The organism is Streptococcus mitis (assembly GCF_047459985.1).
In the GTDB taxonomy this organism is placed as follows: Bacteria; Bacillota; Bacilli; order Lactobacillales; family Streptococcaceae; genus Streptococcus; species Streptococcus mitis_DZ.
Window position 1 is genome coordinate 16,441 of the sequence record NZ_JASHHD010000007.1, and the last position, 15,243, is coordinate 31,683.

A 15,243-nucleotide genomic window follows, 5' to 3' on the forward strand; every position below is an offset into this window, starting at 1 on the left:
AAAGTGGAAAAACTCAACTTCAGGAGAAAATGAAGTAAATCTTCCCACAATAAAACGCATAGTATCAAGGTTGTTCAATACCTGATACTATGCGTATTTGTGATTTTTAAGATTTTGTTCCTAGAGTCAACCCCTTATTTTACATACTTAAAAGGAATCTCACTACCACATAGCCAATTGTAGACTTGATCATTGACAAATACATTCATGGCTTCGTGAGCATACTCAGGCATGATGCGATAGGCCTTATCGCAGGTCAGGCGGTTGTAAATCGCAAACTGGGTAATAGGGTAGCAAACATCATCGTCCAAGCCCGTAATCATCTTAACCTCACCCTTGATACGATGGGCAAGATTTTTCACATCGATATAAGCAAGAGTTGCCATGATTTCCTCTTCTGTTTCATGGAAGGGATCGTGGAACTTGAAATAACGGAACAATTCGTCATAGGCCTCACTGGTATTGCCAATCTCAAGTACTCGTCTGAAGTCTGACAAGAAAGGATAGATGGCAACTGTTTTCTGAATTCGAGGATTGAGCGCTGCTGCAACCAGGGCTAAAGCCCCTCCTTGTGAAGCCCCATAGCTAGAAAGCCTTTCCTCATCCACCTGAGGCAGACTAGCAACAATTTCGATCAACTGGTAAATATCCAGATAGACATCCTTATAAAAGAGATGCTCCCGACCTTCCACAGCACCACGGATAATATGCCCCTTAACCGTATTTCCTAGAGGAGAACTCAAACCGTCTTGTGAATAACCCGACTGCCCTCGCACATCCATGGAAACAACACCGTAACCAGCCACGGTGAAGGCCAGCATGTCAGTCCAGTCCCAGCCACGTCCCATATAACCATGGAAATGGAAGATTATCGGAACCCTCTCCTCACTCTTTGGAAGAACGACGCGTGAATAGACTCTTCCTTCATTAGTTCCCTCAAAGGTTAGCTCATAACACTTGACTTGGGGAATATGGAAATCTCTTTCCTCCAACTGGTAGGCTGGAAGAGAGGAAACTTTCTTTACCTCTTCATCCCAGAAAGCATCAAAGTCCTCTGGGACCTCATCTCTTCCTTTATAAGTCTTGATTTCTTCTAGCAAAGCTGGATTTTTCATAGTATGCTCCTTTTATTTTGTAATCGCTACCACAACTGTAGCATATCTAAGTAATCAATGCAAGAAAGAAGGACAAATAGAAAGTGAATTTAGATTTTATTTCTTCAAACCTATCGTCTGAAACTAGTTTTAAAACGAAAAAAGAGCATTTCCGCTCTTTCTTCCATCTATTAAATCTTAATTTTTTACTTCTTTCTTCTGGAAAGTGGTTTGGTAATTTACTTTAATCGTTACTGTCATGTGAGAGTCCTCGTTTCTTTTTGATGACTCTAGTATAAGATCCAAACCTGAAAGCTAGCTTAAGTTTTCCTTAGAGAAAGCTTAATCTAAATGTTCTTTCTTTTCCAGATGAAGAGCAATCATGCGCCATTCTGGATCCTCTTGCCAACCTTCTATGGAACTAATGTAGCTAGCAACTTTTCTAGCTTCTTCTAAAATCGGAAAATCTTCGATAATATCAGCCACTTGGAACTCTGGAAGACCTGACTGTCTGGTTCCAAAAATCTCACCCGATCCGCGCATTTTCAAATCTTCCTCAGCAAGAACAAATCCATTGGTGGTTTCTGTCATGATTCGCATGCGGTCTTTCCCAGAATCTGTCTTAGGATTGGCAACGAGAACAGCGTAGGACTGCTTGTCTCCCCGACCGACACGACCTCTGAGCTGGTGAAGCTGGCTAAGCCCGAATCGATCGGCATCCATGATGATCATGACAGTCGCATTGGGAACGTTAACCCCGACCTCAATAACCGTTGTCGAAACTAGAATATCCGTTTTTCTCTCTTTGAAATCCTGCATGATCTGGTCTTTTTCGTCACTCTTCATCTTACCATGTAGAAGAGCCACCTCTGCCTTACCTGCAAAATGAGCCGTCAACTCCTCAGATAAGGCAATGGCATTTTTCAAATCCAGAGCTTCCGATTCTTCAATCAAGGGAGAGATGACGTAGGTTTGAGAACCTTTTTGAATTTCTCCCTCTAACCAAGTCAAGACCTGAGGTAGTTGCTCATGTTTGATCCAGCGTGTCACAATAGGTTTCCGTCCTGCTGGCATCTGGTCGATAATGGAAACATCCATATCACCAAAGGCTGTGATAGCTAAGGTTCGTGGAATGGGAGTCGCTGTCATCATGAGGACATCTGGATTGTCGCCTTTTTCCCGCAGAACACGCCTTTGCCCCACGCCAAAACGGTGCTGCTCATCAATAATTATCAAACCAAGGCGAGCATAATCCACCCCATCCTGAATCAGAGCGTGGGTTCCGATAATCAAATCAACCTCCCCCTTGGCAATAGCCTCCAAGACTTCTCTCTTTTCTGCAGCTTTCAAAGAACCTGTCAAGAGAGCCAGTTTCAAGTCTGGGAAGAGACTCTGTAGACTCTCAAAGTGTTGCTCTGCAAGGATTTCTGTTGGTACCATGAGGGCGGACTGATAGCCAGCCGTCACCGCTGCAAACATGGCCAAGCCAGCGACCACTGTTTTTCCACTCCCCACATCCCCTTGTAGGAGACGATTCATGTGGTGGTCCGACTTCATATCAACCAAAATTTCCTGCAAACTCTTTTCTTGAGCTGGAGTCAGGGCAAAAGGAAGACTTGCTTTAACCGCCGACACTTTTTCCTGAGACCAATCCAGAACCAGACCGCTTCCCTGAACTCTATTTTCATACTTGAGCGTCTGCAACTGCATTTGGAAATAAAAGAGTTCCTCAAACTTGATACGGCGAAGGGCCTGCTTGTATTCTGCCAAATCCTTAGGAAAATGCATGGCACGAACAGCTTGACAACGGGACATGAGTTTGTATTTGTCAAGCAAGGACTGGGGAAGATTTTCCTCTATCAAGAGGTCCAGTCCCTGATCAAAGGCTGTCTTGATGACCTTGACCAGACTGGCCTGACTGATTCCCTGAGCCAGACGATAGACAGGTTGGAGGTCATCTTCCACCTGAGCCAGAACTTTCATCCCAGTCAGACTAGCCTTGGCACGATCCCATTTTCCAAAAACGGCAAGAGTTGCTCCCAACTCTATCTTATCTGCTAGATAGGGCTGGTTAAAGAAGTTCACCGCAAAAACGACCTCCCCCTGCTTGAGGCTAAAACGTAGGCGATTACGCTTAAAACCATAATATTGAACACTGGCTGGTGTCACTACCTGACCAGATAAAACAGCCTTTTCACCGTCTTCTAGCTCTAGTACCTGTTTGGTCTTAAAATCTTCATAACGGAAAGGAAAGTAGAGCAATAGGTCTTGCAAGTTTTCGATTCCTAGTTTGGCATATTTTTCTGCTGACTTTGGTCCTACACCAGGTAAGACATGCAAGGGTTGATGTAGATTCATGCTCCACTCCTTTCTTTTCTAATAATATTCTCTCGGAATACGGTCACTGAGGAGACAAACCACCTCATAGTTAATGGTTTCGCGGTAGGTAGCTACCTGAGTAGCTGTAATTTCCTTTCCTCCGTTGGAACCAATTAAGGTTACCTTTGTTCCTAAGGGATAAAGCTTAGGCAGACGAATGGTAATTTGATCCATAGAAACCCGTCCGACGATTGGGCAGGCTTGGCCATCTACCAAGACAGAGAAATTCTGCATGTCTCGTGTCCAACCATCCGCATAGCCGATTGGAACTGTCGCGATGACTTGCTCGCTATCCGCCTGATAGGTCGCTCCGTAGCCCATGCAAGCTCCAGCTGGAACTGTCTTGACATGAACCAAGGCAGATTCCAAGGTTAAGGCTGGAGTCAAGTCATAAGGCAAGTCCAAGACCTCTCCGCTAGGATTAAGACCATACATGGCATCTCCCATACGAACCGCATTGAAAATAGTCTCTGCATGCCAAAGAGTCGTTGCAGAATTGCTAGCATGAACCAGGTCTGGAACTTCCTTCATACTAGCCAAAATAGTTTTAAACCGTTCTAACTGGGCATTAAAGTAGGCTTCTGATTCCTCGTCTGCAGTAGCAAAGTGGGTAAAGATTCCCTCAACACGAGCACCGTGTTGTTTAAGCAAGTCTTGAGCTTGATTAGCCTCACTGGCCTCTCTAAAACCAATCCGTCCCATTCCTGAATCAATCTTGAGATGGACTGTCAATCCAGTTAGGTCCACTTCTTTATCTAAGAGTGCTTGAACCCACTCCAGTCCAGCCACTGTCAAGATGATGTCGTATTCTTTAGCAAGAGAAACAGCTTCGATTTCAGAAACTCCTAAAATGAGGATTTTCTTGCTGAGTCCAGCTTGTCTGAGTTCAATGGCTTCATCGATATTAGAAACGCAAAAGCCATCGACATCATCTTGAATCGCCTTGGCAACGGCAACAGCCCCATGCCCATAAGCATTGGCCTTGACCACTACCCACTTGATCGTTCCTTGAGGGATATGGGCCCCCATTTGCTGAATATTTTGTCGAATAGCTCCTAGATGAATCAGAGCCTTGGTTGGTCTATGTGGACTAGCTTTCATGATTTTCCTCCAAAATGACACTAGCTGTCACAAACTGATCGGTGTGGCTGATAGACAGCCAAATCTTTCCTGAAAATGGTGACTGACTAAAATAAGGCGCTCCGCGTTCATTGTTCAAGACTTCCAAATCCTGAAAACCGAGCTTTCCAATACCAGTTCCCATGGCCTTGGAAAAAGCCTCCTTAGCCGACCAGCGACCAGCCAAATATTCGATTTGTCTGCGCCCTTTAAGACTGTTAAACCGTTCCATTTCCTTAGCAGTCAGCACGCGCTTAGCAAAGCCTTCATGTCGTGTAACTGCACTTTCTATCGAAGCCAATTCTTCGATATCAATTCCGTGTCCAACTATCATTCTCATCAAAAGGAGTTGAGATTCCCCCAACTCCATCCTTTTCACTTATTTTGTCAAGGTAGCATAGATTTCTTCTACCAAGGCCTCTGTATTTTCCCAACCTAGACAAGGATCGGTAATAGAGCAACCAAAGACTTCTGGTTGGTTTTGACGACCATCTGCTAGGTAAGATTCAATCATAAAGCCTCGAACTATTTTTTTGATTTTCTCATTCCAATCACGATTCTGCAAGGTCTGACGAACAATTCGAATCTGTTCCATATATTGCTTGCCTGAGTTATCATGGTTGGTGTCAATGAGGATAAAGGGATTTTCAAGCCCCATAGCTTCATAGCGTTCAATGGCAGTTAGCAGAGTTTCATAATAAAAGTTAGGCTCATTTTTCCCATATTCATTAACTGCGCCACGAAGGATGACGTGGGCCAAGGGATTTCCTGAAGTCTCAACTTCTTGGCCGTGGAAGAGGAAGGTCTGTTTGTTCTGAGCGGCATAGATACCATTAAACATGACACCCAAATTTCCAGAGGTTGGATTTTTCATCCCGACTGGCGCATCAATCCCTGAGGCCACAAAGCGGTGCTCTTGGTCTTCCACAGAACGAGCCCCAACAGCATGGTAACTGACCAAATCATCTACCAAGACCAGATTTGACGGATAAAGCATCTCATCTGCCGTTGTCAAACCAGTCTCTGTAATCACGCGGTAGTGCAACTGGCGCACAGCCTGTAAGCCGTTAATCAAGCTTGGAGCCTTCGAAGTATCTGGCTGGTGAACCAAACCTTTATAACCGTCTCCATTAGTGCGAGGTTTAGCTGTATAAACACGCATAACCATGAAAATCTTGTCCGCCACCTTCTTCTGCAAGGCTGATAAACGGCGAGCATATTCCAAGACAGCCTCTTCATTATCAGAAGAGCAAGGACCAATCACCAAAAGGATACGGTCATCTTCTCCTGAAATGATGTCTGACAATTCTCTATCACGGCGCTCTTTTAGTCGCAAGGCTTCCGCAGACAATTGAGTTTCTGCCTTGATTGCTTCAATATCGATTTCTTGACCTTTTTCAATAAATGCCATACTATTCTCCTAGCGTTTGGTAGATTTCTCTGACGAGGGCTTCCGTATTTTCCCAGCCAAGGCAAGGGTCTGTGATAGACTTGCCAAATACTTCCGGTTCGTTTTGACGGCCATCTTCTAGATAAGACTCAATCATAAAGCCACGAACGTACTGCTTGATTTTTGCATTCCAATCACGGTTAATCAAGGTCTGGCGGACAATTCGAATCTGATCCATGTATTGCTTACCAGAATTGTCATGATTGGTATCCACAATGATAAAAGGATTTTCCAAGCCCATTTTCTCATACTGGGCAATGGTATCCATCAAATTATCATAGTAGTAATTAGGAATATGCTTACCATATTCATTGATTGCTCCACGAAGAATGGCGTGCGAAAGCGGGTTCCCAGTTGTTTCCACTTCTTTTCCTAGGAAAAGGAAACTTTGCTTGTTTTGAGCAGCATAAATCCCATTAAACATGACATTGAGATTTCCAGAGGTTGGATTTTTAAAACCAGTCGCGAAATCTGCCCCACTTGCAACAAAGCGGTGTTGCTGGTCTTCAACTGAACGAGCACCAACCGCCATGTAAGAAATTAAATCATCTACTAGCGGAAGATTTTCAGGATAAAGCATTTCATCAGCTGTCGTCATACCTGTTTCCGTAATGACACGATAGTGAAGATGGCGCACGGCTTTAATTCCGTTGATGAGACTAGGCGCTTCTGCTGTGTTAGGCTGGTGAATCAATCCCTTATAGCCATCTCCGTTGGTACGGGGTTTGGCTGTGTAAACACGCATAACCATAAAGATACGGTCTGCTACTTCTTCTTGTAGGATTGCCAAACGCTTAGCGTATTCAAGGACAGCTTCTTCGTTGTCAGATGAGCATGGCCCGATTACCAAGAGAATTCGTTGGTCTTCTCCACGTATAATGGCTTCTAGCTCTTGATCGCGCTGTGATTTTCTCTCCAAAGCTTGGCCTTCTAATTTTGATAAGGCACGAACTTCTTCAATATTAATTTTAGGACTTTTTGCTGTAAATACCATAACTCATCTCCTTATAAAGCAAACGGATACCAAGTAAAAATTTACTTTTCACAAGGTATCCGCCTCTAAACTATCTCATTTTATTGTCTTTTACCGTGACAGTTTTTAAACTTCTTACCAGAACCACATGGGCAAAGTTCATTCCGTCCAATCTGGCTCAAATCCAAATCTTCTGGCATATTTGCTTGGTGGGCAGCGATATTGCGAGTCGCTGTTGTACTGATATGGTGTTCTGCTTGTGGTCTTTCTTGTTCATGAATTTGTGCTTTCATCATCAAGCGTGTCACATCAAACTCAATCGAACCAATCATGTCATTAAACATACGGAAACCTTCTGCCTGATACTCAACAACAGGGTTGTTCTGAGCATAGCCACGAAGTCCAACCGCGTTACGCAATTGATCGAGGGCGTCGATATGATCTGTCCACTTGTTATCTACCACTCGTAGAATCAAGACTTTTTGGAATTCTTTCACTGCTTCTTCATCGCGAAGTTTTGAAACCTGACTATCGTAAACCTTCAAGGCACGTTGGAAGAGTTCTTCCTTGATTGCCTTATCAGACAAGCCTGACAAGTCTTCCAACGTAATAGAATCTTCTGGAAGCAAGTTGTACTTAGCAAAGTTCAAAATTGCCTCTAGTTTTTCATCTTGTTTGGCACGCGCATGACCATCAACGACACGACCAATCGTGCGTTTGATCATTGACTGAATTTCAGGTGCCAAGTCACGGTCTGCAGTGATAACATCATAACGTTGAGCGTAGATAATCTCACGTTGTTCACGCATGACATCATCGTATTGAAGGACTTGTTTACGGGTATCGTAGTTATTTCCTTCGACACGTTTTTGCGCCGCTTCAACCTGACGTGTCAACATACGAGACTCAATCGCCTCTTCAGACATGTTGAGACGTTCAAAGATTCCCTTCAAGCGTTCTGAACCGAAACGTTTCATCAAATCGTCTTCGAGTGATAAGTAGAATTGTGATTCCCCTGGATCCCCTTGACGACCTGAACGTCCACGAAGCTGGTTATCAATACGACGGCTCTCGTGACGTTCTGTACCGATGACGCAAAGTCCACCAAGTTCACGAACACCTTCACCAAGCTTAATATCGGTACCACGACCAGCCATGTTGGTTGCAATAGTAATCGCACCACGTTGACCAGCATTCATGATGATTTGAGCTTCTCTATAGTGGTTTTTGGCATTCAATACTTCGTGAGGTACGCCTGCTTCAACCAATTTCTTAGATAGAAAATCACTGGTTTCAACGGCAACAGTACCTACCAAGACAGGCTGACCTTTTTGGTAACGGGCCTTAACATCTTCAACGACAGCCTTGAATTTTGCGTCGAGGCTAGCATATAGAAGATCTGAATGGTCGATACGTTGGATTGGACGGTTAGTAGGAATTGGAATAACACGAATGTTGTAGATTTCGCGGAATTCTTCTTCTTCCGTTTTACCAGTACCTGTCATACCTGCCAATTTTTTATACATACGGAAAAGGTTTTGGTAGGTAATCGATGCTGAAGTCTTAGTTTCATCTTGGATTGGCACACCTTCTTTTGCTTCAATCGCTTGGTGCAAGCCATCAGAGTAACGACGACCTTCCATGGTACGACCGGTAAATTGGTCGACAATCAAGATTTCCTGTTCTTCGCTAACCACATAGTCGATATCAAGAATCATGATGTAGTTGGCACGAAGGGCGTTGTCGATAAAGTGAGTCAAAGCCACATTTTCGATGTCATAAAGATTTTCTAGTTTGAAGAAACTTTCAGCCTTGTCGATACCTGAATCAGATAAACCAATTGTCTTAGATTGAATATCAATGATATAGTCATCTTTATCCAAAGACTTCACAAAGTTATCCGCCATATGGTAGAGTTGGCTTGTTTCAACTGCATTAGCTCCTGAAACGATCAATGGTGTACGAGCTTCATCGATCAAGATAGAGTCAACCTCATCGACCAAGGCATAGTTGAGCGGACGTTGAACCATGTTCTCCGCACGAACAACCATGTTATCACGAAGATAGTCGAAACCAATTTCTGAGTTCGTTGAGTAAGTAATGTCACAGAGATAAGCTTCTTTTTTCTCCATTGGAGATTTTGCTGCTAAGTTGATCCCTACTGACAAACCAAGCCATGAGTACAACTCACCCATCTCAGTCGCGTCACGTTCTGTAAGGTATTCGTTGACGGTAACTACGTGGACACCTTTCCCTGAAAGGGCATTAAGGTATACTGGCATCGTCGCTGTCAAGGTTTTCCCTTCCCCTGTACGCATCTCAGGAACGTCACCGTGGTGAAGAACGATACCACCCATAACCTGAACCTTGTATGGGAAGAGCCCAAGAACACGTTTAGCTCCTTCACGTACAACTGCAAAGGCTTCGTACAAGAGCTGGTCTAGCGTTTCACCATTTTGATAACGTTGCTTAAATTCTTCTGTCTTAGCTTGCAACTGCTCATCTGTCAAAGCAGCCATTTCATCTTCATATTTGAGGACTTTATCAGCCATCTTTTCTAGGCGGCGGAGTTCCCCTTTATCATTTTCGATGATTGTTTTTAATAAATTTGCCATTTTTTTCCTTACTTTAAATTCTGAATATTTTAGAATGTTCTTTTAATTTTAGCACAATTACTGATTATTTTCAAGGAAGAATCCCCATTTTGAAAAGGAAAAAGAGGCTAGTTTCCAAGCTAACCTCTCTGACTTTTAGGACTGTTTAATTGCCAAAAATCGGCAAAAGAGCAAATAGGATAAATAGATTAATCCAAAGAGAAAGACAGCAAATAAGTCCAAAAACGAAGAGACTGACTTTCTTGGATAAGAAGGCCATCAAAATGGACAAAATTCCAAAAACTAGCAAGACTTTCTGTATGATGAAGATGTCAATCGTTATCCCCAGAACAGGACTGCCCCAAGGAAGAAAGAAGAAAGCAAGCCAGATAAGCAGAACTAAACCAATATAAACCTTGGAATAGCGTGTAATAAATGATTTTAGATGTGCCATAAGTCACCTCCTACAAATAAAAACCGATATAATACTCTTCGAAAATCAAATTCAAACCACGTCAACGTCGCCTTGCCGTATATATGATACTGACTCAGTCAGTTTTATCTACAACCTCAAAGCAGTGCTTTGAGCAACCTGCGGCTAGTTTCCTAGTTTGCTCTTTGATTTTCATTGAGTATAAATCAATGCCTTCCGACTTTAGACTTCCCTAGTTCCCGTCTTAGTCTAAACATTTTTTTGAAAAAGATATAGGTTAACCAGTCAATGGCAAAAGAGATAAGTAGTAATAACAGCCAAACACCCCAAGACTTGATGTCTGCCACATTTTTCAAGACGATATTGAAAAACAGGACTGAAAAAACTGTCCAAGCAAGACTAAAAAGAGCATAGAGGGGGATGTAAAACCAGTAAAAATAGTAGAGGATTGGGAAAATTTTACTGTCCCTGTCAGCTTTGTCTATCCAATTGAAAAAGTAAAAACAGGGAAATAATATTATCAATTTAAACAAATGTTTCATCGACACCTCCTTTTGATAGCGTTTTCTTCAGCTTCATTCTACCAAAAAAATCTGGAAATGTCATTCCAGATTCTACATTTTTATTTTCGTTTTCTTGCGATGAGATGGATTGGAGTCCCTTCAAAAACAAAGGCCTTACGGATTTGATTTTCCAAGAAACGCAGGTAAGAAAAGTGCATGAGTTCTTCTTCGTTAACAAAGATGACAAAGGTTGGTGGTTTGGTTGCCACTTGAGTCGCATAGAAAATCTTGAGGCGTTTCCCTTTGTCGGTCGGTGTTGGATTGATGGCAATAGCATCCATAATCACATCATTCAAGACAGCAGATGGGATACGGGTATTTTGACTCTCGCTGATTTGCTTAATCATCTCAGGCAACTTGTGGAGACGTTGCTTGGTCAAAGCTGATACAAAGATAATCGGTGCGTAAGGCAGGTATTGGAACTGCTCACGGATATCCTCTTCCCAGTTTTTCATGGTGTGGTTGTCTTTTTCAAGTGTATCCCACTTGTTGACCACGATAATCATCCCTTTACCAGCTTCGTGGGCAAATCCAGCGATACGCTTGTCATACTCACGGATGCCTTCCTCGGCATTGAGGACCATCAAGACTACATCTGAACGGTCAATAGCACGCATAGCACGCATGACAGAGTATTTCTCTGTATTTTCATAGACTTTACCAGACTTACGCATACCAGCAGTATCAATCATGGTAAACTCTTGACCGTCAGCATCTGTAAAATGAGTGTCAATGGCATCACGAGTAGTACCAGCGACAGGGCTGGCAATGACGCGATCTTCTCCCAAAATGGCATTGATCAAGCTAGATTTTCCAACATTTGGACGTCCAATCAAGCTGAATTTAATAACATCTGGATTTTCTTCTTCAACTTCATGCGGGAGATTTTCCACAATAGCATCCAGCACATCCCCTGTCCCGATACCGTGAACAGATGAAATTGGTAGAGGTTCGCCCAATCCAAGAGCATAGAAATCATAGATATCATTTCGCATCTCTGGATTGTCAACCTTGTTAACGGCTAGGATAACTGGTTTATGAGTTTTATAAAGTTTACGGGCAACGTATTCGTCCGCATCTGTAATTCCTTCTTTACCTGACACGACAAAGACGATAACATCTGCTTCTTCCATGGCAATTTCTGCCTGGTGCTTGATTTGTTCCATGAAAGGCGCATCGACATCGTCAATCCCTCCAGTATCAATCATACTAAAAGAACGATTGAGCCACTCACCTGTGGCATAGATACGATCTCGCGTTACACCTTCAACATCTTCTACGATTGAGATGCGCTCTCCCGCGATACGGTTAAATAGGGTTGATTTCCCAACATTGGGACGTCCCACAATGGCAACAGTTGGTAAGGCCATGTTCTCTCACTTTCTACAATAACTTCTTCTGCTCAAGATTTTCTCGAGTTGAGCTTGGTTCTGGATTGCCGAATTGCTCTGCCAAACGTTGACTCCAAGTTGTAGTCGCACGCGCACCTGCATATTCAGTCTGTACACGGTCATAGGCTTCAATAGCCTCCGTTGACTGTTCTTGGTATTCTTCCTCAAAGACAACATTCTCAAGTGGCAATCTTGGTTTTACATCATGCTTTTGATTTGGCACACCTAGTGCAATCCCAAATACTGGATAGGTATAGTCAGGAAGCTTGAACAATTCTGCTAATTCAACAGACTTGTAACGCACCAAACCGATAATCACTCCTCCGTAGCCTAGGCTTTCTGCCGCAAGCAAGGTATTTTGCCCAGCAAGCGCAGCATCTACTGAAGTGATGAGGAGTCCTTCCACCCCTTGAGGTTGGAAAACATCCGTATGAAGACGGGCTCCTTTTTCTGCACGGTTTAAATCTCCTACAAAGAGAAGGAAGGCAGCAGACTGACGAATCGCTTCCTGAGGAACCAGCTCATACAAAGCTTCTTTCTTTTCTTGGCTTCTTACAACAATCACAGAATAAGATTGGAAGTTTTTCCAAGAAGAGGCCATTTGTGCGGCAGTTAAAATTTCAGTTAGGTCAGCTTGAGGAATTTCTTGTTCCTTAAAGCGACGTACTGAAGAGTGGGACTTCATTAATGTTGTAGTTTCTGTCATCGACGGTTTTCTCCTTTTAGTTGTGTTTCTTCAGCAAGGTAACGGATACGTTCCATGACACGTCTGGCTTCCCAAGTTTCGTCATTTCCGTTCTTGCCTTTTGCAAAATGTTTTTCCAAATCTTCAAAATTGAAGTTGGAAGTAAAGAAGGTCGGTAAATCTTCTTGCATACGATATTGAAGAATCACTTGTAAGACTTCATCTCGCACCCAAGGTGTTGATTGCTCAGCACCAATATCATCAAAAATCAAGACTTCAGCCAGCTTAATCTCATCCACCAAGGCCTTAACATTGCCATCACCGATGGCATTTTTGACATCGATGACAAAACTAGGATAGTGGAGGAGAGTTGATGAAACGCCACGTTTTTCTGACAAATCATGGGCTAGGGCAGCCACCATGAAACTTTTACCCACACCAAAATCTCCATATAAGTACAGACCTTTTCGAATAGCTGGATATTGCTCCACAAAGGCTAGGAGCTTTTCAAAAACGGACAAGCGCCCCAAATCATCTAAATCAACTTGAGCTAGGCTAGCTTTTTTAAGACTAGCTGGAAGATTGATTAGCTTGAGACGGTTTTTAATCGCCGCTTCTTTTTCTGCCGCGATTAGCTCCGGAGTTTCTTCATAAGAGACATCTGCATAGCCATGGTTCATGACTAGGATAGGCTTGTAACCACGCGCGATATAGTCTGTATCTCCTCGGAGGAACTTATCTCTCTCAGTGATGTATTGGTTAAACTTGGAAATACTACGGTTCAACTCCTCCTGACTGAGAGATTCTTTCTGGATAAAGGCCGCAACATCAGGGTCTTTCACAATTTGCTGGACCAAATCCTGATACTGAAATCGGCTTGGTTGACGCTTGAGTACGTCTCCGACACTTTCCATCTAGTCTCCTCCTTTTTCTAATCGAGCTAACATTTCTTTTTTCTTACGTTCTAGTTCTAAGCGAGTTTCTTCGCTGGTTTCATTTTTATAATCTGGATTGCTCCACTTGGGTACATTGGACTTAGCAGGACTAGGGTTACTGCTTTTTTGAGCCTGACTCTTCTGCCCTCGCTCACGGATGCGCAAGACTGCCTCTTCTGCCGAATGAATCTTTTGATAGGCATAGTCATTGGCTACCTTCATGGCATATTTCTCATTGATATTTGCTGAATCTACCTTATTAAAGGTCAATAAGAGAATGATATTGATGACTTCGTCCAGCAAGCCCAAGCCAGCCATCTGTTGCAAGAGTTCTCTTTCTGTTTGGGTAATGGTCCCCTTGCGTGTTTGTTTGATTTCTGCCAAGAACTGCAGGGCAGTCTTACTTTTGGCTTCTTTGATAATGGTTGCTTCCTTAGGACTAAAGTCAGAGGTAACCGGTTTTTGAGCAATTTTTTCCCGCATGCGTTTGGTTGAAATAACCTGGGAAACAGCTGTTGACTTGGCCAATTGATAAGTTTCAAACCAAGTCCATTTCTTTTCTTCGGCAATGGCAAAGAGATTTAAGACATCGGACTGTTCATCCGCAAAACGAAGCCCATCTCGAGCCATAAATTGACGAAAATGGTCCAAGTCAAAATCGTTGGCCACTTTCTTCTTGAGACCAAGGTCTTCTTGACTGCCTAGTTCTGCCAAGTCTGGAAAGACTTGATTGAGTGAGACAGGTATTGCTTCACCATCAGCACTCTCAGCTTTCAAATCCTCCACAGCTGCATCGCCAATCTTTTTCTCCAAGAGTCTGCGATAAACAGGATGCTCCAAGAAGTCTTGACTTGAAAGGGGAGCATGGAGGGCTAGCTGATAAACGTCCCCCTTTTGATAGAGGGTCAAGAGATTGAAAGCAGATAGGATTTTCAGAGATTTTATCAGTCTATCCATCCCAAAGTTGAGATGGTTGAGAATGCTTGAAAAGAGGTATTCCTTTCTACCATTGTCCCAAAAACTGATTGTATAAAGATAAAGGCTCAGTGCCTCCTGACCGATAATCGGGAGGTAGCACTGTACCAGAGATGAGGTATCTTGCGACACCCGATTATTCTTTAGATAAGAAAAACGGTCAATTGGCTTCATTTATCTTTCCTTTTTCTTTTTAGAGGACTGGGTGATTTGTTGGAGCAAGCTCTCTAACTCACTGACATCCTTAAAACTACGATAGACACTGGCAAAACGCACATAGGTAATCTCGTCTAATTCAGCCAACTCCTCCATGACGAGGGAACCAATGTCCTCGCTTTGAATTTCATTTTCATTTCGACCACGGAGTTTCTGTTCGATACGATTGACTACCATGTTGATTTCATCACTTGACACAGGACGTTTCTGGGCTGAGCGGATAATCCCATTAAAGATTTTATCTCTAGAGAATTGTTCCCGTGTGCCATCTTTTTTAACAACCACTAAGGTTCTTTCTTCTACTCGTTCGTAGGTTGTAAAACGGTGCTGGCATTCATCGCACTCACGTCTTCTACGAATGGTGTTCCCTTCTTCTGCTTGGCGACTATCGATAACACTTGACTTGGTAGCCCCACATTTTGGACAACGCATCCTT

General features: G+C 43.1%; 14 protein-coding genes. All 14 read right to left on the reverse strand.

Annotation, left to right across the window (positions count from 1 at the left end; all coding sequences use genetic code 11):
• Window positions 1-134: 134 nt before the first annotated feature.
• The 14 genes from QM959_RS05435 to nrdR all read right to left on the reverse strand — a co-directional run bounded on the left by QM959_RS05435 (window position 135) and on the right by nrdR (window position 15,239).
• Window positions 135-1,115 carry an acetylxylan esterase gene (locus tag QM959_RS05435; RefSeq protein WP_414371923.1) on the reverse strand — a complete coding sequence of 327 codons (981 nt, stop codon included), beginning with the start codon at window positions 1,113-1,115 and terminating at the stop codon, window positions 135-137.
• Between the two features lie 321 nt (window positions 1,116-1,436).
• The gene (gene recG, locus QM959_RS05440; protein WP_414371925.1) at window positions 1,437-3,452 is read right to left on the reverse strand and encodes an ATP-dependent DNA helicase RecG; all 2,016 of its coding nucleotides are present in this window, start codon (window positions 3,450-3,452) and stop codon (window positions 1,437-1,439) included.
• Window positions 3,453-3,470: 18 nt separating this feature from the next.
• A complete protein-coding gene (gene alr / locus QM959_RS05445) occupies window positions 3,471-4,574 on the reverse strand; it encodes an alanine racemase (protein WP_414371927.1) in 1,104 nt (367 codons plus the stop codon).
• Window positions 4,564-4,926 (reverse strand): holo-ACP synthase, encoded by a 363-nt coding sequence (gene acpS / locus QM959_RS05450; protein ID WP_033681488.1) that lies wholly within the window; start codon window positions 4,924-4,926, stop codon window positions 4,564-4,566. Before acpS ends, alr begins: the two co-directional genes overlap by 11 nt.
• Before the next feature lie 45 nt (window positions 4,927-4,971).
• The gene (locus tag QM959_RS05455; protein WP_247934914.1) at window positions 4,972-6,003 is read right to left on the reverse strand and encodes a 3-deoxy-7-phosphoheptulonate synthase; all 1,032 of its coding nucleotides are present in this window, start codon (window positions 6,001-6,003) and stop codon (window positions 4,972-4,974) included.
• Between the two features lies 1 nt (window position 6,004).
• The gene (locus QM959_RS05460) at window positions 6,005-7,036 is read right to left on the reverse strand and encodes a 3-deoxy-7-phosphoheptulonate synthase (protein ID WP_414371929.1); all 1,032 of its coding nucleotides are present in this window, start codon (window positions 7,034-7,036) and stop codon (window positions 6,005-6,007) included.
• Between the two features lie 80 nt (window positions 7,037-7,116).
• Window positions 7,117-9,630: a preprotein translocase subunit SecA gene (secA, locus tag QM959_RS05465; RefSeq protein WP_414371931.1), complete on the reverse strand. Its 2,514-nt coding sequence runs from the start codon at window positions 9,628-9,630 to the stop codon at window positions 7,117-7,119.
• A gap of 145 nt (window positions 9,631-9,775) precedes the next feature.
• Window positions 9,776-10,063: a hypothetical protein gene (locus QM959_RS05470; protein WP_414371933.1), complete on the reverse strand. Its 288-nt coding sequence runs from the start codon at window positions 10,061-10,063 to the stop codon at window positions 9,776-9,778.
• Window positions 10,064-10,248: 185 nt separating this feature from the next.
• Window positions 10,249-10,584 (reverse strand): hypothetical protein, encoded by a 336-nt coding sequence (locus QM959_RS05475; RefSeq protein WP_414371934.1) that lies wholly within the window; start codon window positions 10,582-10,584, stop codon window positions 10,249-10,251.
• A gap of 80 nt (window positions 10,585-10,664) precedes the next feature.
• A complete protein-coding gene (der, locus tag QM959_RS05480; protein ID WP_045762664.1) occupies window positions 10,665-11,975 on the reverse strand; it encodes a ribosome biogenesis GTPase Der in 1,311 nt (436 codons plus the stop codon).
• Window positions 11,976-11,988: 13 nt separating this feature from the next.
• Window positions 11,989-12,702, reverse strand: coding sequence for an NADPH-dependent oxidoreductase (locus QM959_RS05485; protein ID WP_414371936.1), 714 nt, complete (start codon window positions 12,700-12,702; stop codon window positions 11,989-11,991).
• A complete protein-coding gene (gene dnaI, locus QM959_RS05490; protein ID WP_414371938.1) occupies window positions 12,699-13,595 on the reverse strand; it encodes a primosomal protein DnaI in 897 nt (298 codons plus the stop codon). The genes QM959_RS05485 and dnaI overlap by 4 nt, the downstream gene beginning before the upstream one ends.
• Window positions 13,596-14,765 (reverse strand): DnaD domain protein, encoded by a 1,170-nt coding sequence (locus QM959_RS05495; RefSeq protein ID WP_414371940.1) that lies wholly within the window; start codon window positions 14,763-14,765, stop codon window positions 13,596-13,598. It abuts the gene before it with no gap.
• Complete coding sequence (gene nrdR / locus QM959_RS05500; protein WP_001203672.1) at window positions 14,766-15,239, reverse strand: transcriptional regulator NrdR; 474 nt, start codon at window positions 15,237-15,239, stop codon at window positions 14,766-14,768.
• Window positions 15,240-15,243: the final 4 nt, after the last annotated feature.

Bases quoted from the DNA above. Each gene is read 5' to 3' on its own strand.
- QM959_RS05435 (WP_414371923.1), bottom strand. From the start codon at position 1,115: ATGAAAAATCCAGCTTTGCTAGAAGAAATCAAGACTTATAAAGGAAGA.
- recG (WP_414371925.1), bottom strand. From the start codon at position 3,452: ATGAATCTACATCAACCCTTGCATGTCTTACCTGGTGTAGGACCAAAG.
- alr (WP_414371927.1), bottom strand. From the start codon at position 4,574: ATGAAAGCTAGTCCACATAGACCAACCAAGGCTCTGATTCATCTAGGA.
- acpS (WP_033681488.1), bottom strand. From the start codon at position 4,926: ATGATAGTTGGACACGGAATTGATATCGAAGAATTGGCTTCGATAGAA.
- QM959_RS05455 (WP_247934914.1), bottom strand. From the start codon at position 6,003: ATGGCATTTATTGAAAAAGGTCAAGAAATCGATATTGAAGCAATCAAG.
- QM959_RS05460 (WP_414371929.1), bottom strand. From the start codon at position 7,036: ATGGTATTTACAGCAAAAAGTCCTAAAATTAATATTGAAGAAGTTCGT.
- secA (WP_414371931.1), bottom strand. From the start codon at position 9,630: ATGGCAAATTTATTAAAAACAATCATCGAAAATGATAAAGGGGAACTC.
- QM959_RS05470 (WP_414371933.1), bottom strand. From the start codon at position 10,063: ATGGCACATCTAAAATCATTTATTACACGCTATTCCAAGGTTTATATT.
- QM959_RS05475 (WP_414371934.1), bottom strand. From the start codon at position 10,584: ATGAAACATTTGTTTAAATTGATAATATTATTTCCCTGTTTTTACTTT.
- der (WP_045762664.1), bottom strand. From the start codon at position 11,975: ATGGCCTTACCAACTGTTGCCATTGTGGGACGTCCCAATGTTGGGAAA.
- QM959_RS05485 (WP_414371936.1), bottom strand. From the start codon at position 12,702: ATGACAGAAACTACAACATTAATGAAGTCCCACTCTTCAGTACGTCGC.
- dnaI (WP_414371938.1), bottom strand. From the start codon at position 13,595: ATGGAAAGTGTCGGAGACGTACTCAAGCGTCAACCAAGCCGATTTCAG.
- QM959_RS05495 (WP_414371940.1), bottom strand. From the start codon at position 14,765: ATGAAGCCAATTGACCGTTTTTCTTATCTAAAGAATAATCGGGTGTCG.
- nrdR (WP_001203672.1), bottom strand. From the start codon at position 15,239: ATGCGTTGTCCAAAATGTGGGGCTACCAAGTCAAGTGTTATCGATAGT.